At 66.0% G+C, this 24,701-nt stretch carries 26 protein-coding genes; 14 read left to right on the top strand and 12 right to left on the bottom strand.

Going from position 1 to position 24,701, the window contains the following annotated elements:
* The first annotated feature begins 33 nt into the window (after nucleotides 1-33).
* The 5 genes from U1769_RS15110 to U1769_RS15090 all read left to right on the top strand — a co-directional run bounded on the left by U1769_RS15110 (nucleotide 34) and on the right by U1769_RS15090 (nucleotide 4,863).
* Nucleotides 34-867 carry a diacylglycerol/lipid kinase family protein gene (locus U1769_RS15110; protein WP_332717522.1) on the top strand — a complete coding sequence of 278 codons (834 nt, stop codon included), beginning with the start codon at nucleotides 34-36 and terminating at the stop codon, nucleotides 865-867.
* Nucleotides 864-1,631 carry a metallophosphoesterase family protein gene (locus U1769_RS15105; RefSeq protein ID WP_332717521.1) on the top strand — a complete coding sequence of 256 codons (768 nt, stop codon included), beginning with the start codon at nucleotides 864-866 and terminating at the stop codon, nucleotides 1,629-1,631. Before U1769_RS15110 ends, U1769_RS15105 begins: the two co-directional genes overlap by 4 nt.
* Before the next feature lie 66 nt (nucleotides 1,632-1,697).
* Nucleotides 1,698-2,381, top strand: coding sequence for a DUF4166 domain-containing protein (locus U1769_RS15100; RefSeq protein WP_332717519.1), 684 nt, complete (start codon nucleotides 1,698-1,700; stop codon nucleotides 2,379-2,381).
* Nucleotides 2,378-3,880: a TIGR01777 family oxidoreductase gene (locus tag U1769_RS15095; RefSeq protein WP_332717517.1), complete on the top strand. Its 1,503-nt coding sequence runs from the start codon at nucleotides 2,378-2,380 to the stop codon at nucleotides 3,878-3,880. Before U1769_RS15100 ends, U1769_RS15095 begins: the two co-directional genes overlap by 4 nt.
* Nucleotides 3,881-3,897: 17 nt before the next feature.
* On the top strand, nucleotides 3,898-4,863 hold the full coding sequence (locus U1769_RS15090; RefSeq protein WP_332717515.1) for an acyl-CoA desaturase: 966 nt from the start codon (nucleotides 3,898-3,900) through the stop codon (nucleotides 4,861-4,863).
* 1 nt (nucleotide 4,864) lies between these two features.
* Here U1769_RS15090 and U1769_RS15085 read toward each other — a convergent pair whose 3' ends face one another.
* The 6 genes from U1769_RS15085 to U1769_RS15060 form a co-directional block, all read right to left on the bottom strand.
* Nucleotides 4,865-5,251 (bottom strand): bleomycin resistance protein, encoded by a 387-nt coding sequence (locus U1769_RS15085; protein ID WP_332717513.1) that lies wholly within the window; start codon nucleotides 5,249-5,251, stop codon nucleotides 4,865-4,867.
* Nucleotides 5,248-5,751 carry a hypothetical protein gene (locus U1769_RS15080; protein WP_332717511.1) on the bottom strand — a complete coding sequence of 168 codons (504 nt, stop codon included), beginning with the start codon at nucleotides 5,749-5,751 and terminating at the stop codon, nucleotides 5,248-5,250. Before U1769_RS15080 ends, U1769_RS15085 begins: the two co-directional genes overlap by 4 nt.
* A 115-nt stretch (nucleotides 5,752-5,866) precedes the next feature.
* Nucleotides 5,867-6,415 carry a 30S ribosomal protein S9 gene (rpsI, locus tag U1769_RS15075; protein WP_332717509.1) on the bottom strand — a complete coding sequence of 183 codons (549 nt, stop codon included), beginning with the start codon at nucleotides 6,413-6,415 and terminating at the stop codon, nucleotides 5,867-5,869.
* Nucleotides 6,415-6,894, bottom strand: a complete 480-nt coding sequence (gene rplM / locus U1769_RS15070; protein ID WP_332717507.1) for a 50S ribosomal protein L13 — start codon at nucleotides 6,892-6,894, stop codon at nucleotides 6,415-6,417. The genes rpsI and rplM overlap by 1 nt, the downstream gene beginning before the upstream one ends.
* Before the next feature lie 120 nt (nucleotides 6,895-7,014).
* Complete coding sequence (gene cutA / locus U1769_RS15065) at nucleotides 7,015-7,335, bottom strand: divalent-cation tolerance protein CutA (protein WP_332717505.1); 321 nt, start codon at nucleotides 7,333-7,335, stop codon at nucleotides 7,015-7,017.
* On the bottom strand, nucleotides 7,332-8,369 hold the full coding sequence (locus U1769_RS15060; protein WP_332717503.1) for a COX15/CtaA family protein: 1,038 nt from the start codon (nucleotides 8,367-8,369) through the stop codon (nucleotides 7,332-7,334). Before U1769_RS15060 ends, cutA begins: the two co-directional genes overlap by 4 nt.
* 117 nt (nucleotides 8,370-8,486) lie before the next feature.
* On the opposite strand from U1769_RS15060, the gene U1769_RS15055 reads away from it, so the two are divergent.
* The 3 genes from U1769_RS15055 (at nucleotide 8,487) to dxs (ending at nucleotide 11,563) form a co-directional block, all read left to right on the top strand.
* On the top strand, nucleotides 8,487-8,882 hold the full coding sequence (locus U1769_RS15055; protein WP_332717501.1) for a MerC domain-containing protein: 396 nt from the start codon (nucleotides 8,487-8,489) through the stop codon (nucleotides 8,880-8,882).
* A gap of 69 nt (nucleotides 8,883-8,951) precedes the next feature.
* Complete coding sequence (locus U1769_RS15050) at nucleotides 8,952-9,413, top strand: Fur family transcriptional regulator (RefSeq protein WP_332717499.1); 462 nt, start codon at nucleotides 8,952-8,954, stop codon at nucleotides 9,411-9,413.
* A gap of 224 nt (nucleotides 9,414-9,637) precedes the next feature.
* Entirely contained in the window at nucleotides 9,638-11,563 is a 1,926-nt protein-coding gene (gene dxs / locus U1769_RS15045) for a 1-deoxy-D-xylulose-5-phosphate synthase (protein WP_332717497.1), read from the top strand.
* A 17-nt stretch (nucleotides 11,564-11,580) separates the two neighbouring features.
* On the opposite strand, the gene U1769_RS15040 is transcribed toward dxs, so the two are convergent.
* Nucleotides 11,581-11,991 carry a group II truncated hemoglobin gene (locus U1769_RS15040; protein WP_443030364.1) on the bottom strand — a complete coding sequence of 137 codons (411 nt, stop codon included), beginning with the start codon at nucleotides 11,989-11,991 and terminating at the stop codon, nucleotides 11,581-11,583.
* 150 nt (nucleotides 11,992-12,141) lie between these two features.
* Between U1769_RS15040 and U1769_RS15035 the strand changes: the two genes are divergently transcribed.
* The gene (locus U1769_RS15035) at nucleotides 12,142-12,378 is read left to right on the top strand and encodes a hypothetical protein (RefSeq protein ID WP_332717495.1); all 237 of its coding nucleotides are present in this window, start codon (nucleotides 12,142-12,144) and stop codon (nucleotides 12,376-12,378) included.
* 137 nt (nucleotides 12,379-12,515) lie between these two features.
* Nucleotides 12,516-12,923 carry a CHRD domain-containing protein gene (locus tag U1769_RS15030; protein WP_332717494.1) on the top strand — a complete coding sequence of 136 codons (408 nt, stop codon included), beginning with the start codon at nucleotides 12,516-12,518 and terminating at the stop codon, nucleotides 12,921-12,923.
* Nucleotides 12,924-12,927: 4 nt separating this feature from the next.
* Here U1769_RS15030 and U1769_RS15025 read toward each other — a convergent pair whose 3' ends face one another.
* The 3 genes from U1769_RS15025 to U1769_RS15015 all read right to left on the bottom strand — a co-directional run bounded on the left by U1769_RS15025 (nucleotide 12,928) and on the right by U1769_RS15015 (nucleotide 15,287).
* Entirely contained in the window at nucleotides 12,928-13,149 is a 222-nt protein-coding gene (locus U1769_RS15025; RefSeq protein ID WP_332717493.1) for a hypothetical protein, read from the bottom strand.
* Nucleotides 13,150-13,152: 3 nt separating this feature from the next.
* The gene (gene rnk / locus U1769_RS15020; RefSeq protein ID WP_332717492.1) at nucleotides 13,153-13,569 is read right to left on the bottom strand and encodes a nucleoside diphosphate kinase regulator; all 417 of its coding nucleotides are present in this window, start codon (nucleotides 13,567-13,569) and stop codon (nucleotides 13,153-13,155) included.
* A gap of 248 nt (nucleotides 13,570-13,817) precedes the next feature.
* On the bottom strand, nucleotides 13,818-15,287 hold the full coding sequence (locus U1769_RS15015) for a CYTH and CHAD domain-containing protein (RefSeq protein ID WP_332717490.1): 1,470 nt from the start codon (nucleotides 15,285-15,287) through the stop codon (nucleotides 13,818-13,820).
* A gap of 338 nt (nucleotides 15,288-15,625) precedes the next feature.
* Here U1769_RS15015 and U1769_RS15010 point away from each other — a divergent pair, with 338 nt between their 5' ends.
* Nucleotides 15,626-16,189, top strand: a complete 564-nt coding sequence (locus U1769_RS15010; RefSeq protein ID WP_332717488.1) for an outer membrane beta-barrel protein — start codon at nucleotides 15,626-15,628, stop codon at nucleotides 16,187-16,189.
* 66 nt (nucleotides 16,190-16,255) lie between these two features.
* Here the strand turns inward: U1769_RS15010 and U1769_RS15005 are convergent, their stop codons facing one another.
* Complete coding sequence (locus U1769_RS15005) at nucleotides 16,256-16,918, bottom strand: DUF4893 domain-containing protein (RefSeq protein ID WP_332717487.1); 663 nt, start codon at nucleotides 16,916-16,918, stop codon at nucleotides 16,256-16,258.
* Between the two features lie 346 nt (nucleotides 16,919-17,264).
* Here U1769_RS15005 and U1769_RS15000 point away from each other — a divergent pair, with 346 nt between their 5' ends.
* The gene (locus U1769_RS15000; protein ID WP_332717486.1) at nucleotides 17,265-20,687 is read left to right on the top strand and encodes a hypothetical protein; all 3,423 of its coding nucleotides are present in this window, start codon (nucleotides 17,265-17,267) and stop codon (nucleotides 20,685-20,687) included.
* Between the two features lie 41 nt (nucleotides 20,688-20,728).
* Here U1769_RS15000 and U1769_RS14995 read toward each other — a convergent pair whose 3' ends face one another.
* Nucleotides 20,729-21,076, bottom strand: a complete 348-nt coding sequence (locus U1769_RS14995) for an excalibur calcium-binding domain-containing protein (RefSeq protein ID WP_332717484.1) — start codon at nucleotides 21,074-21,076, stop codon at nucleotides 20,729-20,731.
* 279 nt (nucleotides 21,077-21,355) lie between these two features.
* Here U1769_RS14995 and U1769_RS14990 point away from each other — a divergent pair, with 279 nt between their 5' ends.
* Both U1769_RS14990 and fusA read left to right on the top strand, forming a co-directional pair.
* Nucleotides 21,356-22,234, top strand: a complete 879-nt coding sequence (locus U1769_RS14990) for an alpha/beta hydrolase family protein (RefSeq protein WP_332717482.1) — start codon at nucleotides 21,356-21,358, stop codon at nucleotides 22,232-22,234.
* 380 nt (nucleotides 22,235-22,614) lie between these two features.
* Nucleotides 22,615-24,672, top strand: a complete 2,058-nt coding sequence (fusA, locus tag U1769_RS14985) for an elongation factor G (RefSeq protein WP_332717481.1) — start codon at nucleotides 22,615-22,617, stop codon at nucleotides 24,670-24,672.
* The last annotated feature ends 29 nt before the right edge of the window (nucleotides 24,673-24,701 follow it).

The following is a 24,701-nucleotide window of genomic DNA, read 5'->3' as shown; positions in this document are numbered from 1 at the left end:
CCACCTTCTCGCCCGTCGCGCGTTGGGCCCTTCATGCAGAAACTGTGGTTCATCACCAACACCGCCTCCGGCACGGCGACGGCGGACAAGGCGGCCGCGATCGAGGCGGTGTTCGGCGAGCATGATCTCATGCTCGTCGGGCGCACGGCGTTTCCGGAGGACGCATTGCCCAGCGCCGCGCAGCTCGATGCCGCGGGGGCGGATACCGTCGTGCTGTTCGCTGGCGATGGCACCATCAATGCGGCCGCGTGCAGGCTTGCCGACTGGAACGGCGCAATCCTGATCCTGCCCGGCGGCACGATGAACCTGCTGGCCAAGGCGCTTCACGGCAATGCCGACCCGGCGACGATCATCCATGCCGCGAAACAGGAAGGTAGGCTGATCGCCTTGCCCTATGTCGAGGCCGGGCCGCACCGTGCCTTTGTCGGGTTGATCCTCGGGCCTGCCGCGACCTGGGTCCGCGCGCGCGAACTGGTGCGCTCGCGGCAGCTGCGCGGGCTTGGCCGCGCGACGATGGCGGCATGGCGTCGGACCTTCTCCCGCGGCATCCGGATCGAGGGGGTGCCAGGGCTGCGCCACCATGCCCAGGCGATCTTCGTAACGGCGAAGAACGATCATCTCGACGTCGCCGCGGTCGATGCGCGCGATTGGCGGTCGATCGCCTCGCTCGGGTGGGAATGGCTGACCGGCGACTGGGTCGCTGCCGCACAGGTCACACAGGTCCAGGTGAAGAAGGTCCGCATAGCCGGTCGCAAGCCAGTCCAGGCGCTGTTCGATGGCGAGCCGGTCAAACTCGACGCTGACCTCACCATCACGGGCGGCATCGGCCGTGAGATGTTCGTCGCGACGGTGGAGACTGCGGCATGACGCGCCTGTTTCATGTCAGCGACGTGCATTTCGGCCGCGAGGACCGTGCCGCGATCGCCTGGTTCGATGGGCTCGTGCACGCCGAAAAGCCGGACGCGGTGATCATGACCGGCGACCTGACGATGCGCGCACGGCGCCACGAATTCGCCGCGGGGCTCGCCTGGCTGCAAGGGCTCGGCGTGCCGGTGACGGTCGAGGTGGGCAATCACGATCTGCCCTATTTCAATCCGCTGGCGCGGTTCTTCCGGCCCTATGGACGCATCCAGGCAATCGAGCGCCTGATCGAACGACCGCTCGACCTGCCCGGCGTCGCCATCGTCCCAATGGTGACGACGGCGCGTTTCCAGTGGCGGCTCAACTGGTCGAAGGGCCATGTCAGCGCCCGCGCGCTGCAGGAAACGCTGGCGCTGGTCGAGGCGACGCCCAAGGACAGTCTGGTGTTCGTCGCCTGCCACCATCCGCTGATCGAGGCGCGGACGCGGATGCGCTCCTCCACGCGGCGCGGGGCGGAAGCGTTCGCGGCGCTCGCGACGGCGGGTGCGCATGCCGTGCTAACCGGTCACGTCCATGATCCCTTCGATGTGAAACATGAGGTGGAAGGACGCCCGATCCGCATGATCGGGGCTGGCACCCTGTCCGAGCGGACGCGCGACACGCCGCCTTCGTTCAACGAGATCCGCATCGAGGATGGGCGTTTCGATGTGCTGTTGCGCACGCTCGGGCCCGAACCCGATACCGTCCTGCCGAAGGAGAAAGCCGGCTAGACTTGACTCTACCTCTTCGATCTGTAATTTCTGATTTAACAGAAATAACCGGAACAGGAGGAAGAGATGGCAACGATCGCGGCACGCCGGATTCCACTGGCACGGCCTGCGCCGCGGAGCGGGGTCACCGTCGTCGATCCGCGGTTCCGGCAATTGCTCGGCGAACCGGGCTGGGCGAGCCTGCCACCCGCGGTCCGCGCTCGTTTCGGCCGCAAGGCGCTGGCCACTCAGACGATCAGCTATGTCGGCGAGATCGTCGAATGCCGGATGAGTCGGCTTGGCTGGATATTCGCGCAAGCGTGCCGGCTGGTTGGTGCGCCATTGCCGCTCGGCACTGATACCGGTGTCGCCGCCGCGGTGTGCGTGACCGAGGATGCCAGCGGCGGAGGGCAGTTCTGGACTCGCCAATATTGCCGTCGGGCCGGCTTCCCGCAGGTCATCCATAGCTCCAAGCGTTTTGCCGGGCCGACCGGGCTCGAGGAATATCTCGGCATGGGCTTCGGCATTGCGCTTCGGCTGCGGGTCGAGTCCGAAGCGCTTTATTTCGACGGCGACCATTATTTCTGGCGCCTCGGCCCGCTACGCCTGCGCCTGCCGCGCTGGCTCGCGCCTGGACAGCTCAGCATCGGCCATATCGACTGCGACCATGGCTGGTTCGCCTTCACCCTGGCGCTCGATCACCCCTGGTTCGGTGCGCTGGTCCATCAATGCGGACTGTTCACTGAATACCGTCCGGGAGACGCGGCATGAACGATCCGGTCTTCGTCGCGCTGTTGCTGCTTCAGGTAGCGATGGGCGGCTTCGATACGCTCTACCACCACGAACTGACCCTGCGCCTGCCATGGCAACCGGGCCAGGCGACCGAACTTCGCCTGCACGGCGCGCGCAACCTTATCTACGCGCTGGTCTTCCTGGCGCTCGGCTGGACCGAACCGCATGGCACGGCAGCCCTGATCCTCGTCGCAGCGCTGGCGGTCGAAATGGGCATCACCCTGTGGGACTTCGTTGAGGAGGACCGCGTCCGTGCGCTGCCCGCGACGGAGCGCGTCACCCATACGCTGCTGACGCTCAACTATGGTGCGCTGCTCGCCATACTGGCGCCGGCGCTGATCGGCTGGGCTGCCCTGCCGAACGCCGTCTTCCTTCATGGTCATGGCGTCGTCTCGATCCTGCTGACCACCGCGGCGGCGGGTGTGGCGGTCTCCGGCGTGCGTGACCTGTTCGCCGCGAAGCGCAACGGGCGCCTCGGCGACGGCCCAGCGGCCGAACTGGTGAGCGCGCTGCCCGGCCGACAGGCAGTGCTGGTCACCGGCGGTACCGGCTTCGTGGGCACCCGGCTGGTCGCCGCGCTGGTCGAGGCGGGGCACGACGTGACTGTCCTCACCCGCAACGCAAAGCACGCCCTGAGCCTCGCCACGCCGGTGCGGATCGTCACCGATCTCGCCGCGCTGCCGAACGACTTCCGCTGCGACATCGCGATCAACCTCGCTGGTGAGCCGATCGCCGCGGGCCGCTGGACGATCGCGCGCCGACGGAGGATCATCGACTCCCGGCTCGGCGTGACACGAGCGCTCGGCGCATTCTTCGATCGGCTCGACCAGCGACCGGCGGTGTTGATCAGCGGCTCGGCAATCGGCGTCTACGGCGTCGACGACGATACCGTGCTCGACGAGACCGTCGCACGGGGCAGGGGCTTCGCGGCCGATGTCTGCACCGCATGGGAAGCCGCCGCGATGCGGATGGCAGACCCAGATACGCGCGTGGTGCTGCTCCGCACCGGTATCGTGCTCGGCTCGAGCGGCGGGATGCTCGGCGGGTTGCTGCCGATCTTCGAATTCGGCCTCGGCGGCCCGATCGGAAGCGGTCGACAGGTGACGAGCTGGATCCACCGCGACGACCTGATCCGCCTGATCGCCACTGCGGCGGCCGACCCGGAGATCCATGGTCCACTCAACGCGACCGCGCCCACTCCGGTCAGCAACCGCATCTTCACCAGTGCCATTGGTCACGCGCTCGGCCGCCCGGCGATCCTGCCGCTGCCTGCGCTGCCGCTCCGCCTGATGCTGGGCGATCTCGCCGAGGAACTGATGCTGGGCGGGCAGAAGGTGCTGCCGGTCAAGGCGGTCTTCCACGGCTTCCGCTTCCGCTATCCGCGGATCGATGAGGCGCTCGGCGCGATCGTCGGCCGGCCGGAAGCGACGATGAGAACCACGTCCCGGCCGTTCCGGGAAGCGCGATTGCTGCACTGATAACCGGGAGAAGCATGATGAGTGTTCAGGGCGGCGCGGCGTCAGGCGCCTTCAAGGTCAATTCGCTGAGTAATCTCGACACCGCCGACCCGGTGACGGGGCGGATCGTCTGGGACGCACCCCGGTCGCTCTGGAACACGGGCATGCTGGCCGGCGCCCTGATCCTCGGCTCGCTCACCTTCACCTGGGGTGCATTCGCGGCCTTCCTGATCCTGTCGGGAGTCACGCTGTGCGTCGGTCATTCGGTCGGCTTCCACCGCCGGCTGATCCACCGGAGCTTCGATTGCCCGACATGGCTCGAGCGGTTCATGATCTGGGTGGGCACCCTGGTCGGCATGGGCGGTCCGCTATGGACGGTTCGCCTGCACGACACGCGCGACTGGGCGCAGCGTCAGGCGGATTGCCACTGGTTCCTGCGGCACGGGAAATCGATGTGGCTCGACGGCTTCTATTATCTCAATTTCCGGCTGGTGCTGGACAGGCCGCCGGGCTTTGACGCGGGCCCGGGGGTCAGCGACGTCGCCTTTTACCGCTTCCTTCAGCGCAGCTGGATGCTGCACCAACTGCCGATCGCAGCGCTGCTGTTCTGGATCGGCGGCTGGCCCTTCGTCGTATGGGGCGTTCTGGTCAGGGTGTCGGCCTGCACCACCATGCACTGGTACATATCCTATCACGCGCACACCGACGGGCCGCAGGACTGGTCAGTCGATGGCGCCGTGATCCAAGCCTATAACGTGCCGTTGCTCGCCATCCCGACCATGGGCGAAAGCTGGCACAGCAACCACCATGCCTTCCCCGCCTCGGCGCGCCACGGGCTATACCCCGGGCAGATCGACCTCGGATATATTTTCATCACGCTGCTGGAGCGGGTCGGGCTCGCCTGGAATGTGAAACTGCCCAGCAGCTTACCGCCGCGGCCGGGCATTACGCCGGTCAGTCGCCGTGCCCTGGACGTCGCGGCGCGCGGCCAGCGCGAGCAATAGCTCAGGCGTCCGGCGCGACCGCTTGGCCGAACACGACGAGATTGCCGTCCGGTGCCCGGATCCTCAGCTCGCGCTGGCCATATTTCTGGTCGAACGGGCCGTACACATCGCCCTTCGGCAAGTCCGCCAGCGTCGGCGCCAGCTCGGCGAGGATCGCGTCGAGATCACGCACATCGACATAATAAGCGAAGCCGCCATGTGGCGTGCCCAGCTCCGCCGGTTCGTCGTGCCACTGGATGCGGATGCCGGCGCCCTCGCGCTCGACATAGGCATAGGCGTCGGACTGGACCGGGCAGTCGAAACCGAGCGTCCCGGTGAAGAACGCGACCGCGCCGGCGACGTCGCTCACATGCATGAACGGCGTGATCTGGATGACGTTGCCGGTCACGGGTCATTCGGCCGGGTGCGCAGCCAAGACGTCATATGCGGATAGGGCTGCTCGCCGCGTTCCGCCGCGGGGCGCGGCTCCAGCGTCATCCCGTAATATTGCAGCATCGGCACGGCGAGGAACCGGCCCTCGGCGAAATTCTCGAGCAGCGATGTGCTGCCGCCGACATAGCCATTGTCGTGGAACACCACGGTCGGATCGAGCCCGATGGCGAGCGCTGCGGCATAGGACCAGCCGATGGCGGACATCTCCTCGGCCGGATCGGACCGGATTTCGCTGAGCGCGGACCGCTTCTCCGGCGGCGTCACCGCGACATGCCCGGCTTCGTGCAGCAGATCGCCCGGCCATTCGAGCCGCGCGGGATCATAGACCACGGCGCCGTTCCGGATCGTGATCGCGGGCAGGAACGAGCCTTCGGGGATCGAATCGGTTTCCACCGGAATGCCGACCTGTTCGATGAACGCCACAATGCGGGCCGTCACCGGATCGTCCAAAGCCAATGCATTTCTCCCGCCCTGATTTCCCGGGAAACTACCGCATCGCTTCGGGAAAGGGGAGAACGAAAAAGGGCGGCCCGTTGCCGGACCGCCCCTGTTTCGCGAGTTCGAGAGCGATTTAGCGCTTCGAGAACTGGAAGCTGCGGCGTGCCTTGGCGCGGCCGTACTTCTTGCGCTCGACCGTACGGCTGTCGCGGGTCAGGAACCCGGCTGCCTTGACGGACGCACGCAGGATCGGCTCGAACTTGGTCAGCGCCTGGCTGATGCCATGCTTGACCGCGCCAGCCTGGCCGGAAAGGCCGCCGCCCTTGACGGTGCAGACAACGTCATAGGCACCATCACGCTCGGCGACGCCGAACGGCTGATTGATGACGAGGCGCAGCGTCGGACGTGCGAAATACACTTCCTGGTCACGGCCGTTGATCGTGATCTTGCCCGAACCCGGCTTGATCCAGACGCGCGCAACGGCGTCCTTGCGGCGGCCGGTCGCATAGGCGCGGCCCTGCTTGTCGAGGATCTGATCGCGCAGCGGCATCGGCTCGCGCACGACGACTGGAGCGGAGGGTGCATATTCATCACCGGCAAGAACCGTGGACGTGGCTGCGACGGGTGCCGGCTGGTTGGTCAGCTCAGCGAGATCGGACAGGGACTGACGATTGTCGGACATCAATTGCCCACCTTGTTCTTGCGGTTCATCGAACCGATGTCGAGGACTTCGGGGTTCTGCGCTGCGTGCGGATGCTCGGTGCCGGCGAAGACGCGCAGGTTGCGCATCTGCTCACGGCCGAGCGGGCCGCGCGGGATCATGCGCTCGATGGCCTTTTCCAGGATGCGCTCAGGGAAGCGACCCTCGAGAATCTTGCCCGCTGCGACGCCCTTGATGCCGCCGGCATAACCGGTGTGGCGGTAATAGATCTTGTCCTTGAGCTTGTTGCCCGTGAACCGGATCTTGTCCGCGTTGATGACGATGACATTGTCACCGCAATCGACATGGGGGGTGAAGCTCGGCTTGTGCTTGCCGCGCAGGACATTGGCGATGATCGAGGCTGCACGACCGACCACAAGGCCGTCGGCATCGACGATATGCCATTTTTTCTCCACCTCGTGCGGCTTTACCGACTTGGTGGTCTTCATCAGCGCCTTCATGGGGCCAGACCTCTTTGCTTTAAACGACATGCGCCGCCCCATGCGGGACGGCGCTGATGGCGGGCTAATGTGCGGAAGGGCCAAAAAAGTCAAGCGAAAGGGCGGGTTTCATGACGGGTATCATGATACCGCAGTCGTTTCAGCGCTGATCCACGCGGCAACGGCCTGATCGACCTCGGCTTCCCACGCTTCGATCGCGGGCAACTCATAGCTATGTAGTCCCCCGAACGCCGCCATGAGGGCGGCACCGCGATCCTGCGTCGTCTTGAACAGGACGACGGTCTCGTCGTCGGTTTCGACCGTGCCCTTCCAGCGATAGATGGACCGAGTCGGTGCAAGCGAGGCGCAGGCGGCAAGGCGATCGTCGATCATCAGGCGGGCTATACGCGCGGCTTCATCCGGGTCGCCAAAGGTCGTCCGGACGAGCAGGATCCTGCTCACCGGGTCGTGCGGCCGATCGCATGGGCCGCGAAGGTGGCTGCCACCAAAGTCAGCGCCGCGTTCGCCTGATGCGCGATCGCGACGACGATCTGCACGCCGCTCATCAGCGTGGCGATGCCGAGGATGATCTGCAGCAGCACCAGCCAGACGAGCAGCCTGCCGGCAATGCCGGCGCCCTGCCGAATCGATCGCAGCGCCAGCACGATCAGCGCGGCGGCGGTGATAAAGGCGAACCAGCGGTGGATGAACTGCACCACCACCGGATTGTCGACCGCGTTGCGCCAGACGGGCTCGAGAAACGCGACGCCGGCCGGGAACAGCGTGTTGCCCATCAGCGGCCAACTGGAAAAGGCGTAGCCCGCGTTCAGGCCGGCGGTGAAGGCGCCGAACATGATCTGGCTGAACAGCAGCGCGAGCGCGAGCGCCGCGAGCGGGCGGAGCGATGCCGGGGTGGACAGGCGGCTCGCGGCTAGCGCGCGCAGGTCGAGCGCCGTCCATACCAGCCCTGAGAGGAGCACGAGTGCCGTGATCAGATGGACGGCGAGCCGGACATGGCTGACGTCGGTCCGAACCGACAGGCCTGAGGCGACCATCCACCAGCCGATCGCGCCCTGGAGTCCTCCAAGCGCGAGCAGCGCGACCAGCCGCCAGCCATAGCCGGGCGGAATCCGGCGGCGCACTGCAAACCACAGCAGCGGGAGGGCGAAGGCGAGGCCGATCACGCGGCCGAGCAGGCGATGGGCGAATTCCCAGAAAAAGATCGCCTTGAACCCGGCGAGCGTCATGCCGCTGTTGATCTGGGTATATTCGGGGATGCGCTTGTAGTTGGCGAACTCGGCCTGCCACGCCGCGTCGGTGAGCGGCGGGATAATGCCGCTGATCGGCTTCCATTCAGTGATCGACAGGCCCGACTCGGTCAGGCGGGTGATGCCGCCGATCACCACCATCAGCACGACCAGCCCGGCGACGGAAAACAGCCAGGTCGCAAGGGCACGCGGCCGGGACGGGTGAGCAAGCGAGGAAGCCTGAAGCATGCCCCGCTCCTAGCGCTACCGCGCGCGTGCGTCGATCCGGGATTGCGACAAGTGGCAGCGCAAAAAACAACGATGATATATTGTAACTTGCGATCGGCTGTGCCAAATGGGCTCGGCATGACAACGCACGTCCACACATCCTCGCCCGCTTTCGCGTGGTTCGAATCGCGCTTCGACCGATTCGCCATCGGCCTTTCGGGGCTGTGCGCGGTGCATTGCCTGGCGAGCTCGGTGTTCCTGGCGCTCGCCGCATCGGCGGGTGGCCTGCTGCTCAATCCGCTGTTCCATGAGATCGGCCTGACCATCGCGATCGGCTTCGGCGTGCTGGCGCTTGGCCGCGGGATCTTCTCGCACGGCTATATGATGCCGGCTGTCGTCGGTTCGCTGGGCCTGGGCATCATGGCGGGCGCAATCACCATGCCGCATGACGGCGGCACGGAGACGGTCTGGACACTGATCGGCGTCGCGATCCTCGCGCTCGGCCACGATCTGAACCGTCGCGCGACCTACTGAGCCTGCATCCGGGCCTGCGCCGGAGTCCACGCCTTGCCGCAGGGTGCTATCGCGCCTAAATTGACGTCCATGGCCGCACATCATCAGCATCACGAGCCGCAAGGCGCCGACCTCTCCCGGGCGGCACGCGAAACGCTCGAGAAATCGGGCGAACAGTGGACGACGATGCGCGCCCAGATCTTCGAGGCGCTGGCCGGTTTCGACAAGCCGGCCTCGGCCTATGATATCGCCGAGGCGGTATCGAAGGCCGAAGGGCGGCGTGTGGCGGCGAACAGCGTGTACCGCATCCTCGACCTGTTCGTCGGCGCGAATCTGGCGCGGCGGGTCGAAAGCTCGAACGCCTATATCGCCAACGCGCATCCCGATTGCCTGCACGATTGCATCTTCCTGGTCTGCGACAGCTGCGGCCAGACCACGCATCTGGACAATGACCGCATCACCAGCGGCGTGCGCTTGGCCGCTGAGGCCGCCGGCTTCTCGCCGGTGCGGCCGGTGATCGAGGTTCGCGGGAAATGCGCCGATTGCGAGTAGCCGGAGCGCAGGCCCATCCGGACGAGGGCTGGGCGACTCGCTGGATTTCGGTAGAGCCTGACCTGGGTTCGCGGGCCCGCCTGCCAGTCGATCGCCCTTGCCGGCAAGGCGATGAGCAAGGGTTTCCATGTACCCTTGTCGCGATCCGGTGCAGGTAACGTCAAGAAATGTCCGAATTGCTCCGCACAATCGACACCCATGGCGGCGTCCGCTAAGCAGGGTTGATGGCTGAAGTTTCTAAAACGCCGTTGCTCGACACGGTCCACACGCCCGCAGATCTTCGGGCACTTCCTCCGACCAGTCTGCGGCAGCTTGCCGACGAACTGCGCGCGGAAACGATCGCCGCTGTCGGCGTGACCGGCGGGCATCTCGGATCGGGGCTCGGCGTGGTCGAACTGACGACCGCGATCCATTACGTGTTCGATACCCCGCGCGACCGGTTGATCTGGGACGTCGGTCATCAATGCTATCCGCACAAGATCCTGACCGGCCGGCGCGATCGCATCCGCACCCTGCGCATGGGCGGTGGCCTCAGCGGCTTCACCAAGCGTAGCGAGAGCGAATATGATCCGTTCGGCGCGGCGCACAGCTCGACCTCGATCTCTTCCGCGCTTGGCTTCGCGATCGCCAACAAGATCAAGGACGTGCCCGGCAAGGCGATCGCCGTGATCGGCGACGGCGCGATGAGCGCCGGCATGGCCTATGAGGCGATGAACAATGCCGAGGCCGCCGGCAACCGGCTGGTGGTGATCCTCAACGACAACGACATGTCGATTGCGCCGCCGGTCGGTGGTCTTTCGGCCTATCTCTCCCGCATCGTTTCAAGCCGCGAGTTCCTGAACCTGCGCGAACTTGCCCGCCGGCTGGCGCGCAAGCTACCGCGTCCGCTTCATTCGGCGGCACGCAAGACCGACGAATTCGCGCGCGGCATGGCGATGGGCGGGACGTTGTTCGAGGAGCTCGGTTTCTATTATGTCGGGCCGGTCGATGGCCATAATCTAGACCAGCTGATCCCTGTGCTCGAGAATGTGCGCGATGCCGAACAGGGCCCGATCCTGGTCCATGTCGTGACCAAGAAGGGCAAGGGCTATGCCCCGGCCGAAGCGGCGGCGGACAAATATCACGGCGTGCAGAAGTTCGACGTGATCACCGGCACGCAGGACAAGGCGCCGCCCGGGCCGCCTGCCTATCAGAATGTGTTCGGCGCGGCTTTGGCGGCCGAGGCGGCGAGCGATCCCCGGATCTGCGCGATCACCGCGGCGATGCCGTCGGGTACCGGCCTCGACAAGTTCGCGGCGGCTTATCCCGACCGGTTCTTCGATGTCGGCATCGCTGAGCAGCATGCGGTTACCTTCGCCGCGGGCCTCGCCGCGCAGGGCATGCGGCCATTCTGCGCGATCTATTCGACCTTCCTGCAGCGCGCTTACGACCAGGTCGTGCACGATGTGGCGATCCAGAACCTGCCGGTGCGCTTCGCGATCGATCGTGCCGGGCTGGTCGGCGCCGATGGGGCGACTCATGCCGGCAGCTTCGACGTGACCTATCTCGCGACTCTGCCCAACTTCGTGGTGATGGCCGCAGCCGACGAGGCCGAGCTGGTCCATATGACGCACACTTGCGTGCTCCACGATTCCGGGCCGATCGCGGTGCGCTATCCGCGCGGCAACGGTACCGGCGTCGCCTTGCCGGCAACGCCGGAGCTCCTCGAGATCGGCAAGGGGCGGATCGTGCGCGAGGGCAAGAAGGTCGCGATCCTGTCGCTCGGCACGCGCCTTGGCGAGGCGCTCAAGGCGGCCGATGCGCTCGATGCGCGGGGGTTGTCCACCACGGTGGCCGATCTCCGCTTTGCAAAGCCGCTCGACGAAGCGCTGATCCGCAAGCTGCTGACTACGCATGAAGTTGCGGTTACGATCGAGGAAGGTGCGATCGGCGGGCTGGGCGCGCACGTGCTGACTCTGGCCAGCGATACCGGGCTGATCGATGCCGGGCTCAAGCTGCGCACCATGCGGCTGCCCGATACCTTCCAGGACCAGGACAAGCCCGAGAAGCAATATGCCGAAGCCGGGCTCGACGCCGATGCGATCGTCGAGACGGTGCTGAAGGCGCTGCGCCACAATTCCGGCGGCGTGGTCGAGGGCGCGCGGGCCTAATCCTGCGCTGCGCGGGATCAGGCCGATAGCGGCTGACTAGCCATCGCGCTGGCCATCCGGGTTAGAGCCTGCGCCATCTGGGCGGCGAGATCGGGCGGGATGGCCGGTTGAGCGCCGATCGCGCGATCCATCGCATTGATCCACTGGCCGGCAAGATCCGGCGTGATCGGTATCGCGCGGTGCAGCGACATGACGCAGGTGCCGGGCCTTTGCGTGAACCAGTCGCGTGGGCCGCCGAGCCAGGCAGTGAGGAACCCGGTCAGCGAGGCGCGCATCGGATCAAGATCCTCGGCATGCATCGCGCGCAGGCCCTGATAGCGCAGATCCTGGTCCATCAGATCGTAGAAAAGCTGGACGATCGCTGCGACCTGCTCGCCGCCGATCCGATCATAGGGTGTCTCTGGCATGGCCGACGCGTAGCGGCCCATCGGCGGGTCGCGGTTGATCGCCGTCAAATCCAGTCCGATCGCCAAGCATTTGGGCTCGATCGCTTTTAGCACCGATTCGGTGGTTGGCTTAGCAATCGGGTTACCAATGGTGACTAAGGTACAGATCGAACGCGGGGCGGGGGCAGGACGATGCGGCACGACGATCAGTGGCACCGGGCGGGGAAGCGCGGCCGGGGGGGCGGGCGCCGGGATTTCCGATCCGGGCGGCGCCGGTGGCACTGGTTCAAATTGTGCGTGACGGTCGCCATGGGGACGGTCGCCGGGCTGGCGGTGGCACAGGGGCTGAACGCGGCGGATCAGTCGCGCTATGATCGGCTCCTGACGGGCGCCGACCTGGCGCCGCCGCGCAGCGCCGGGATCGGCTGACCGGGCGCACGGGCGAGACGAATCGAGACGCGCGCGCATCGCCCAGATTGACCAGCCCTTGCACCGCGCCCACAACCGGGCCGGGAACGCCCGCGGGTCCGGGCCTGCGCAAGGCGTTCCGGATATGGAGGAACGCGATGCGCTTGATCCTGCTAACCCTCGCTGCGGTGATGTCTGCCGCTCCGGCGCTGGCCGCCGATCCCGTCAAACTCCAGGCGACTTTGGCCGGCAGCGCCGAAAGCGATGCCGACGGCACCGGATCGGCTACGGTGACGATCGACCCGGCCAAGAGCGAGGTCTGCTACACGCTGAAGGTCTCGGGCATCGAGCCGGCGACGATGGCGCATATCCACAAGGGCGCGGCGGGCGTGTCCGGGCCGGTCGTGGTGCCGCTCGACGCGCCGACCAGCGGCACGGCGCAGGGTTGCAAGCCGGCAGCGGCCGAAGTGATCGCCGCGATCGTGGCAAGCCCGGCGGACTATTATGTCAACGTCCACAATGCGACCTTCCCGAAGGGCGCGATCCGCGGCCAGCTGAGCCGATAGCGCGTCAGCGAAGCCGCACCAGCAAGGCGCCGCTTCCCACGACCTGGAAGGTCTGCGCACTGACATGGCGCACCAGCTCTCCGGTGGTGAGCGCCATCTGGCGCCTGCCGGCATAGCGTCGCGGCGGACCACGCTGGGACTGCCCGACATGGACATAGCGGAACTCGACGACGGTCACCGACGAGCCGTCGTCGCCGACGCAGCGATAGCGGGCGAGCTCCTCCATGGCTCAGCCCTCCCGCGCCGTGACGCTGACGATCTCGAGCCAGCGTTCATGGCCGTCGCGACCCGGCCAAAGGATGGATTGTCCGGTAGCAAGGCCGATCAGGCCGGCGCCGACCGGAGTCAGGATCGATATCTTGCCCGCGTCGATGTCGGCTTCCTGCGGATAGACGAGCTCCACCGTGCGGCTGGTGCCGCTGCCGCGATCGATGAAGGTCACGGTCGAATGCATGGAAACGATACCGGGCGGCAATGCCGGCGCGGGATAGACCTCGGCACGTTCCAGTTCCGCCAGCAGCAGCCGGGCGGTGGCCGGATGGCGGTGCGCGGCGGTCAGGGCAAGCGCGGCGATCGAATCATATTCGCTGTCGATGATGTGGAGCGGCGGCCGCGCAGGCGGCAGCGCATGAACATGGTTGCTCACTGGATGGATCTTTCATTTTTCGGGTGATGCGACCGCTCGGTTTCATCCTGGGAAACCGGCCGGCTTGGCGCTGATGCTGTGCCCGGGACTGGCGCGAACGACCGCTCCAGCCCGGGCTAGGTACGCGCGGGGAGTTGACCCGAATGGTGGCGGCTTTGCCGCTGTCTCGCCGAAATGATCATCTGCATGAGATGAGGTCTCGCCACCACGAAGTCAAATCCGCCAGGTCTCTTCGCTGAAAGCAGGCGTCAGGTGTCGGGCTCGCCGCGCCAGAAGCGCCTGGCATGTATCAACGCGTCATAGGCCTGCTCCGCCGCGTCGAGCAGATGCTTGCGCTTGCCTGCTTTCGGCAAAACGGCGTCGATCCCGAGCTGTGCCAGCAGGTCCGGGGCGACGGCGATATCGTTCAGCTCGCCCAGCAGATCCTGCAACGTCTCGATCGTCGCGATGAAGCGTGCGTGGCGCCGCGCGGGCTTTCCCGCCGGGTACAGTGCCGCGAAGAATTCGGCCGCGTAGCGGAGCTTCTTGACCTCGATCCGCACGGCGTGCCGATGCCGTGGGCCGAGGCCGGCCAGCCCCTTGCCGAGCCGTTTCACCCGCGCACGCTGGCGATCGAGCAGATCGTGGGCGAACGGGAGAATGGCGCGGTCGAGCGCCTCACCTGCGCCCGTTCGCCATGTGTCGAGCGCCAGCCATTCGGCGAGATCGAGCATCAGGAGCCTGGTCCGCGCCGAGGCGAGCTCGTCCCGGACCTGGTCGAAGCGTTGCGTCCGCGCAGCGGCGAGGCGGTCGCGGACGTCGCCATCGAACCGCCGGGCCAGCACATCGATGTTGCGCACTTCGCCCAGCTCGGCCGCGAGCCAGCGCAGCTCGCTGCGCAGCATCGGCGGCGGCCCGCCCTCCGCCAGGAAGGGGCCATATAACGACAGGGCCGACCGCAACCGGCGCAGTCCGACGCGTGCCTGGTGGAGCGGCTCGACGCCTCCGGACGGCAGCAGCAGCGCCTCGTTAAGCCGGAAATGGCGGATACAGGCCTGGGCAATGGCCTGAAAGGCATCGCCGGCATCGCCGGTGCGATCGAGCAGGATCGGCTCGGCCTTCACCGCAGCCGGGGGCGTATCGGCGAGCAGGGCATAACCGCGTTCCGATTTCGACCGCACGCCGAGCCGCAACGGCACGCGCTCGTTCAGCTGCCGCGCGAGATCGAACAGCGCGGCGGGTGAGCCGTCGCGCAGCTCCAGCTCCACCTCGCACAGCGACTCGGCGCATTCGCCGGCGCGGACCGCACCTTTATCGACCGCCAGCTCGATCGTCGCGCCGTCCTGCTCGATCCGGCATGCCGCACGTCTCATGTCGGTCGTGAAGACCGGCCCGATCCGTTCCAGCAGCGGGGCGCCGAGCGCCTCCGCGAGCGGGCCACAGTCCGGGTCGAACCGGGGGCGATCGTCAGCAAGGGCGCATTCCCATTCCGGGCGGACGAACAGCCCGGCGGATTGATCGCCTGCCGCCTTCACCGTCTGGATATGCTGCGCTCCGTTCCGGCGCACCCGCAGGGTGTAGCCCGCGGCCAGCAGGTCGTTATCCGGCGTATCGAAATAGGTCGAGACGAGATGACGGGTCTTCCCCGCCGCGCCTTTGAGCGCCGGCGCCGATCCGAGGCGCCTGCGATCGGCAGGGTCGAATTCAAGCTTCAGCTCGATCTCGATCGGATCGGTCATTGCCTTCTCCCGGCCCGTTCGGAGTTTGCCCCGGGACCGTTTCACAAGGTGCCACGGCCAGGCGCAAAGGCAAAGTGTCGGCCGCTTCTATTGCAGCTGCGAGACGCGGTTTAGCCGCGCATAACCGCCTCAGCTTCGCCCGATAACGCGCTGATTCCTGCCACGTTTCGTTCATCGCAGCGACAGAAACAGTTGCCTTGAGGTCACAATCCGCGCTGTTCCGGGCTTATTTGCGCTGCGATGCAACGCGCCCGTGGTTGAGGGGTTGGGAGGGGCCTCGGTGATGTCGGCATGCACGAGGCAGTCGATAGCCGGGCGAAACAACCAAAGGTGTATTCATGCGTAAGCTTTTCATCGTGACCGCCGCAGCGGCCGCGTTCGTCGCCGTCCCCGCGCTCGCGCAGGATTCCGGGACGTCAGAGTCCGCGTCCGAGAGCAGCGTATCGCGCTTCGAACCCTATGTCGGCGTGATGGGCGGCTGGGAGCAGTTCGACAACGAGCGCAACGCGGGCATCCCGCAGTCGGCCGATCGCCGCGACCGGCTTGACGGTTCGCTCGTCCAGGGTGTCGCCGGCGTCAATATCGGCCTGGTCGGCCCGGTGTTCGTCGGTGTCGAAGGCAATGCCGCCAAGGGCATCAAGGGCGATATCGATTGGGAATATGGCGCCGCCGGCCGCGTCGGCCTGCGCACCGGCACCAGCGGCCTGATCTATGGCAAGGTCGGCTACCAGTGGGTCAATTTCGACCGGTTCGGCGAGAATAGCCGCGACTATCACGCGATGACCTATGGCGCCGGCCTCGAAATCGGCATGAAGGGTGGCGTCCGCGTGCGCGGCGAAGTGAACACTTTCGGTAACGCGCACAGCGTGCGGCCGATGGCGGGTCTCGTAAAGGCTTTCTAAGCCTCGCAGACCAAGCGATCCGGGGCGGGTATGGCGATGGCCGTGCCCGCCCTTTCGTGTCGATCGTCACTCGTCCGCGGAAAGCTGCGCCTCGGCGGGAACTGGCGTGAGATCATAGACGGTGAGCTGCGCCGAGCCGTCGGCCGGCACGAGCGTCACGCGCCAGCGGAAATGCGCGATGCGCTCGACCACGCCCAGCGCATCGCGGCCCGGCAACGCCCCATAGGCCGGCGCGCGCGCCTTGCCCTCGGCAAAGGCACCGAGGAAGACGAGCCGTGTGTCGCCATCGGGATAGAGCCGGCCGGCGGGGCGCTCATTGCCGGTCTGCTTGGCGAAGGACTGGGCATCGTCCTCGCCGCCGACGTGACAGAAGCCGGGCGGGAAGGCGCGATAGGCGGGCTGGCGCGGCGCGGCGGGGCCGAGCTTCACCGCGCGGCAGCGATAGGAGCCGGGCGGCAGCGCCGGATAGCCGAGCGCGCGGCGAGGATCGAGCAGCGCGCCCTCCCGTGCCAGCGCGGTGGCGAAGCGTGGCCGGGCCGCGGCGCGGGCGGAAGACCATAGCATTGGCAGGGCGGCGAGCCTCTGCGCCGCCGCCGGATCGACTCGCCTTTCCCATTCCTTGCCGGGCTCGCGCTCGACGATCGTGGCATGGCGCCCAGCCGTGGTCGTGCAGCCGGCAAGCGTCGCGGAGACCAGGCAAAGGGCGGCAGAGCGAAGGTTGCGGCGCATCGGCATCCCTTTCGGCGGGCGATTCAGAATGATTGCCAATCCGTTAACTATGATAGGTCGCGGCGGTTAACGAAAGGTAAAAATGCTGCGGTGCGGCGGCATCTGAAGGCGATGCCCGACCGCCTTTTATCGCTATCCGGATAGCACCAATGTGGAGATAACAACTCCTGACCGGATCCAAAAATTCTGCATATTTACCATGACGGGTCGTTCGATCCGGCGGGGGACAAGGCAACACAGGTTCGTTCGCAATGCTGAGCGGCATTCGCCGCTGGGAGGGGCGTCACTGACGCAAACTTGCCCCGGCGGTCCTGCGTGGTTTCCGGAGTTCGATTGGGGGGAGCAAATGGTCAGCAAGCAGACGTCGACGATCATGAACCAGCTACGGTTCTTCCATTCGATGCCGAGTTCGGACGGCATCGCCAAGATCAACGACGTCACTGTCCAGAACAGCACGCAGCAGGAAAAACACAAGACCGCGACCGGGCTCCACATCATCATCGACGACAAGGATCCGGAACAGACGCTGTTCGGCGTGACTTCGGTTCCGCTCGAAACCCGCCTTGCCGCCGCCACGCGCGAAAAAGCCTGGCAGAAGGTCGCGAAGCTGACCGTCATCTGCGACACGCTGACCGTGCGGTGCGCCTGGTGGTTGCCCGAATGCGACCTGACGATCTACGCCCGCAAGATCGAGTTCGAGGGCGATGGGAAGATCGACACCAGCCCGCCCGCATGGTCGCTCCCCAAGGCGCAGGACTCGACCGGCACCACTCCCGGAGCGAACGGCGCCAATGGTCATGCCGGCGGCGATGCCATTATCTATGTCGACGAGGTGGTCACGCCGAAGGGCACTACCCGCAAACGCATCATCACAGACGGCATGGACGGCCAGGGCGGTGGCAAGGGCCAGAATGGGGCGCACGGCAGCAGCGTAAGCCAGCTCTATATCCCGGTCGGCTATATCGACCGGAAGGCCCATACCGACAGCTTCATCAAGACGACGGTCGCGGTGAAGCTCGACAAGCACGCCGGCCGCGAGGTCCTCGGCATCAGGCGGATCTGGCGGGTGGCCGAGTTCTTCGAGCGCAGCAACCTGGTGGAGGGCACGACGCAGAAGCCGACCAACGGGACGCCGAGCGTCGCCCCCGGCAATGCCGGCGACGGTGGCCCGGCAGGCCGGCTGATCACCAACCAGGCAGCGATCCAGAAGCTCTGGTCCGGCAAGCCCGGCAAGGCGGGCGCCGTTCCGCCCAAGGCGCTGGGCGGCGAGGGCGGCAGCCCGCGCGCCAGCGGCTTCTATACCTGCACCTATTTTCACGAGATCCATTTCACGAGCAACGACGACAACAGTTCGAGCGCAAAGATCGAATTCGCCGAACACAACACCCAGAACGGCAAGGATTCGGAAGGGAAGGCGGGCAAGGATGCCGGCCCGGCGAGCGAGACGGTGGAGCAGACGGATGCCGCGATCTGGCTGCATCCCACGCTCGTCCCGCTGGTGATGAACCATGTCCGCGAATGCTATCTGACCGAACAGCGCGACGCGGCGAAAAGCCTGATCGACACTTATGCCGGGGCCTTTCTCAATCCGCTGCCGACCGCCAACAAGGCGTGGAAGGGCAAGGACGAGATCTACTGGCGATCGATCCAGACCGAACTGGCGACGCTGGCCCAGCGGCTTGCATCGCGGCTCGATTATTTCGGCAAGCCCGCCGGCTATACGCCTTTATTGTCGCTCTCGAGCTCCTTCCAGCTCTACCGCATGGAAACCGACCTCGCGCTCGAAGTGCTGATGTTCACCAGCTGGGTCGCGGAGAAGCAGCGCGCACAGACCGAGGCGGCCCAGAGCAGCGAGGCCGCGGCACGGCTGATCCTGAAGGAGAATGCGAAGCTCGTCGACCAGATCGCGGCCGCCGAGGTCAAATCGGCTGAACTCACCCAGCGCATCGACGCGCTCGCCACGGCGCAGGACGCTATCCAGGACAAGCTCAACACCACCTATACCCGGCTCTACAACGCCGCCTCGAACGACGCAGCGAAGAAGGGTGAAATCAAGTTCGCGGTGAACCTGGCGGCCGGGCTGTGCCAGGTGATTCCCGTCGGCCAGCCGATCCTTGGCGGTGTCGCCTCGATGGCGGCCGACGCCACCGATCTGCTCGACAAGGAACCGGCCGAGGTGATCGCATCGCTCAAGACCAGGCTGAGCGACACGGCCGCCGCCTACAAGAGCGCGAAGAAGGATGCGGACGACGTCATCAAGAAGGCCAAGGCCGAGGCGAAGGAACTGGCTGGAGCCGAGGGCGGCAAGAAGCTGACCGTCGACCAGATCAAAAAGCTGTCGCAGACCAAGCCCTCCGCCTGGTCGACGGTGGGCAAGGGGCTCGCCCCGGCCGCATCGCATCTCAAGAAAGCCTATGAGAGCGTTCAGCTCTCGCAGTCGGAGATCGAGGCGCAACTGGCCAAGCTCGCCGCAAAGGACGAAGACTGGAAGAAGCTGTCCAAGGAGATCAAGGAGGTCATTGAACAGCGCGCCGCCGTGCATGACGAGGTGATCGAGCTCGGCCAGCAGGTCGGCCAGGGCTATGCCGATCTGGCCGACAATATGGATAGCCTGGCCGGGCTGTTCGACGTCGAGGCTTCGGCGCGGGCTCGCCTGCTCAACGGCAACGCATTCACCGCGATCGAGGGCATGCGCAGTCGCGCCCGCATCGCGCTCACCGAGGCGCTGTACAATCTGGTGCGGGCGTTCGAATCCTCGCTGCTCAAATCGGTCAAGGTCAACTGGTCGCTCGATACGCTGTACGAGCAGGTCAACACCCTGCTCAGCGACAAGCCGCTGCACAACTGGACCGACAAGGACGTGCGCGACCGCGTCGCCACGCTGAAGCCGCTGTTCAAGAGCAATCTGGCCGAGGTCCGGGCGAGCCTGATCCGGGACCTGGAAAAGCTCGACATGGTCGACCGGGACGTCGACCTCGTCCTCGATCATGAGACCCCCGGCGATCCGATCGCGCTGATGAACGAGGGCGCCAGCGCCCAGCTGGATACGCTTCGGCTCGGCGTGATCGAGCCCGACTGGCAGCGGCAGATGATGGCGGATATCAAGGTGAACCGCATCCTGTTCGACGCGCCGGCCGGGAGCCTGCCCGACAAGGGCGATGTCGAGATCATCATCGAGATCGGCGAACTGGGGATCGTGCGCAACGAGGATCAGCTCTACGGCCTCAGGCTGCCCGTCTCGCTCGTCCGATCCTATCGCTATCATTTCTCCAACGGCACCATCACCAAGGCGCAGCAGAGCGACCTGGCCAAGGACCTGATGAACCTGATCCTCGACGATGCCGACAACCGCATCAAACAGAAGATGGCGATGCCCTCCGCCTGGACGACGCTGACCTTGAAGGCGAACTTCAACGGGCTGGGCAACAAGCCGGCGCCGAGCATCAAGCGGATCGACCTGACCATGGTGGTCAGCAGCGTGAAGGCGAAATCCCGGCAGGTGGTGCTCGACATTGCTGCGTCGGACGGGTTTTCGGCCGTGGCGTTGCCCGGCCTGTCGCCCGATGGTTTTTCCGAAACCTATCGGATCTTCGACGGCAAGCAGGGCGATACGGAGATCAAGGTGGTGGACACTGGCGCGGGCACCAGCCTGGAGCGCTGGGTGATCCGGCAGGGCAAGAATGTCGAGGAGCGAACCGGCCCGTCGATCAGGCTGCCGATCGATCGCAACACGCGGATCGAGGCGGTGTTCGGGCCGGTATCGGCCTGACCGCGGCGGAGGATACCGTCAGCCAGGGCATGGTAGCGGGCTTAGAAGTGAACCCGACGCGGTACGCGGATGCGGGGAGCGCTTCGTTCACCGGTTGCGTTTCGATATGGTTCGCAGGCGATGCCGTCTCCGTCGCCGTCCATTTCGGGGCGATAGCCGGGCTGATCGCGATAGAGCGGCGCCGCACCGGCGGCCCGCACCGCATTGCAGCCCGAATACCAGATGTCGGGTGACGCGGCGCGTTCGGCTAGGGCCTCCCGCTCCGATCCGGACAGCGCGACCGGCGGCGCCGAGGGCCGTTCACCCGCCGATGGTGCGGTGAGCAGCAATACCCCGCCGAACATCAGCGCCGACGCCGTGGCCGTCAGGACGAGAAAGCCATGCTTCATCCGGCGAGCATGGCCATCGCTGGTTTAGAAAGGGTGATGCCGCGCGGGCCCCGGATTCCGGATGGCGTTATGGCTGCAACGATGAGAAACAAGCGGGGAAGATCCGCCGGGACAGCCTTTCTAGCCGGCTGGACGAAGCGGTTGAATCGAGGGTGGCTGTTGAAAATGTCATGCAGGTTCTGACATTTTGCGCGAAGGCCCACAACTGACTTTATCAATATAATTCAATTGCTTAATTGAATATCGTCACGATTCATAATGTCATCCGGGGGAAGGCCGATGAAGCGCTTTATCATGGCACTGGCCGCGACGGCTCTCGCGCCGATCGGACAGTCCGCCGCGGCGCAGGAGGTGCCGGCGGCGATCTTCACGGATCCAGTGCGCGATGCGAAACATCCGGCGCGGATGGAGGTGTTGCATATCCCGAGCGGCGGCGTGGCGATCAATGGCCTGGCCTATGTCGCGGCGGGCGCTGGACCGCATCCGGTGGTGCTGCTGTGCCACGGCCTGCCCGGCAACGAGAAGAGCCTCGATCTCGCCCAGGCGATGCGGCGGGCCGGGTGGACGGTGATCACCTTCAACTATCGCGGCTCCTGGGGCAGCCCGGGCAGCTATCGCTTCGCCCATGATCTTGAGGATGCCGACGCGGTGCTTGCCTGGCTGCGCACCCCGGCCAATGCGACGAGCCTGGGGATCGATCCGAAGCGCATCGTGATGATGGGGCACAGCCTGGGCGGCTGGGTGACCGCGCTGACGGCCGCGCATGATCCGGCGCTGATCGGCGCGGCGCTGATCTCGCCCGGCAATATCGGCCTTCTCGGCAAGATGCCGCGCGAGACGGCGGCTAGCTTCTTTACTGAGAATGGCATGGAAGCGCTGGCCGATACGAGCGGCGCGATCATGGCGGACGAGGCGATCGCCCACGCCGACGCCTGGGATTTCGTGAACGCCGCGCCGCGCCTCGTCGGGACGAATCTGTTCGTGCTAACGTCCGACGATGGCCTGGCACCGGAGGCCGACAGACTGGCGGCAGCGGTGAGGGCGGTCGGGGGCAGCAAGCTGTCGACGCTGCATGTCGCGACGGACCATAGTTGGTCGGACCGGCGGATTCGATTGCAGAGCGAGATCATCCGGTGGCTGGCGGGGTTGGGGCGGTAAGCCTGTGGAGCAGTGTGGTTGCTGTTCTCCCCCCGCGCCAGACTGGCTTGTCATTGACAAAGACGGGCTGTGCGGATAGCCGCTCGCCCCGTCGCGCGCCGCGACATCAACAGAGGTTGTAACATGACGGACGATAGCCAGCACCGGGAGTGCCGTTAACGCGTCCGTAGAGGCGTGTAACGCGCCTCCCTCTTGATGTCTGAGCGGTTGAACCGCCGGCATCCACTAGAAAATCGAGTTTCGTTCTTCAGCGCATGTGCAAGCTTTGTCTTGCGCCGCTCTCTCTTGTCCTGCGTCCGGTCTTCGGATGCGGGCCGATGGTGCGCGCCCTGTCGGCCGAACTCGCACATCATCAATGGATTTTATTTGCGAGAAAGATAATGACCCGCACCCTGCGCAATATCGGCATCATGGCCCATGTCGATGCTGGCAAGACCACGTTGACCGAACGCATCCTGTTCGACACCGGCCGCATCCACCGCATCGGCGACGTCGATGCCGGCAACACCGAAACCGACCCCCACGCGCTCGAAAAGAAGCACGGGATCACGATCTCGGCGGCCGCCACGTCGTGCGACTGGCGGGGTGCCTCGATCACGATCATCGATACGCCCGGCCATGTCGACTTCACGGTAGAGGTCGAGCGATCGTTGCGGGTGCTCGACGGGGCGGTGGCGGTGTTCTCCGCCGTCGCTGGCGTCGAGCCGCAATCGGAAACCGTGTGGCGCCAGGCCGATCGGTTCGGCGTGCCGCGTCTGTGCTTCATCAACAAGATGGACCAGATCGGCGCCGATTTCGACCGCACGGTCGCGATGATCGCTGACCGGCTGGGGGCGTTGCCGCTGCCGGTGCAGCTTCCGCTCGGCGTCGAAGCCGATCTGGAGGGCGTCATCGACCTCGTGTCGATGGAGGCGCTGCGCTGGGACGACGACGCTGCCGTGCCGATCCGTGCCGCTATCCCGGAAGGGATGCGCGATGCGGCCGATGCTGCGCGTGCCGGGATGATCGAGACGCTCGCCGAGGTGGACGAAGCGGTCATGGCGGCCTGGTTAGATGGGCCTTCAGCGATGACACCGGCAGCGCTGCGCGCGGCGATCCGCCGTGGCTGCATCGGCAACTGGCTGACCCCGGTGCTGTGCGGATCGGCCTATCGCAATATCGGCGTGCAGCCGTTGCTGGACGCGATCGTCGACTATGCCCCGGCGCCGGAAGATCGGCCGCCGGTTGAAGGCGTCGATCCGCGCACGGGCGAGACGGTCCACCGTTTCGTCCAGGCCGACGAGCCGCTTGCCGCACTCGTCTCCAAGGTGCAGGCGAGCCGATACGGCGCGCTTGCGTTTGTGCGGGTCTATGCCGGGCGGATGGCGCCGGGCATGACGGTCGTCAATGCGGCGGCCGGAAGGACCGAGCGAATCGGGCGGTTGCTGCGCATGCGCGCCGATGCCCAGACCGATATCGACGAAGCCCTTGCCGGTGACGTCGTTGCGGTGACCGGGCTGAAGGCAGTCGGTGCCGGCGATACGCTGAGCGACCCCGCGCGGCCGATCGTGCTGAGCGGGTTCGTGATCCCCGACCCTGTGATCGAAGCGGTGATCGCGCCGCTAACCGCACAGGACCAGGAGAAACTCGGCCAGGCGCTGGCGTCGATGGCGCGGGGCGATCCGTCGCTGCGTGTCATGATCGATCGCGAGACCGGCGAGACGCTGGTGAAGGGCATGGGCGAGCTGCACCTGCAGATCGTGGTGGAGACGTTGAAGGAGGATTTCGGCGTCGATGCGACGATCGGCGCGCCGCGGGTCGCCTATCGCGCGGCGCTCTCGCGGCGGGCGGAGGTGGATCATCTGCTGCGCAAGCAGAGCGGTGGTCCCGGCCAGATGGCGCGGGTGCGTCTTGCCTTCGAGCCTTTGCCGGAGGGCGAGGAGGGCCTGGTGTTCGTCAACCAGATCGCGGGCGGCGCTGTTCCGAAGGAATATTTGCCGTCGATCGAAAAGGCGCTGACGCAGGCGCTGCTGGATGGCGGGCCGGGCGGTCACCCGGTGATCGGGCTGAAAGCGACGCTACTGGACGGGGCTTCTCATGAGAAGGATTCGTCCGGCCTCGCCTTCGAGAACGCCACGCGAGAGGCGTTCAAGATCGGCTTTGCGCAAGGAGAGCCGATCCTGCTCGAACCGCTGATGCGGGTCACCGTTTCGACGCCGGGGGACTATCTCGGCGGCGTGATCGGCGATCTGCAGAGCCGCCGCGGCCAGCTGCTTGCAGCCGACGCGGCGGGGCGAGTGCATGAGGTGATCGCCGAGGCGCCGCTCGGTGAGATGTTCAACTATGTGAGTGCGCTCCGGTCGCTGTCGCAGGGCCGGGCGAGCTTCACCATGGCGTTCGCGCGCTACGCTCCGATGCCGCAAGGCCTGTGGGGCAAGGCGCTGGACGCTGCTGGTTGAGCACGGAGGGATGCGCGGCGCGCGCCGCG

The sequence above is a fragment of the Parasphingomonas zepuensis genome, assembly GCF_036663735.1.
In the GTDB taxonomy this organism is placed as follows: Bacteria; Pseudomonadota; Alphaproteobacteria; order Sphingomonadales; family Sphingomonadaceae; genus Sphingomonas.
Note: the sequence above shows the minus strand (reverse complement) of the source record. Positions and strands in the feature narration are given on the sequence as shown.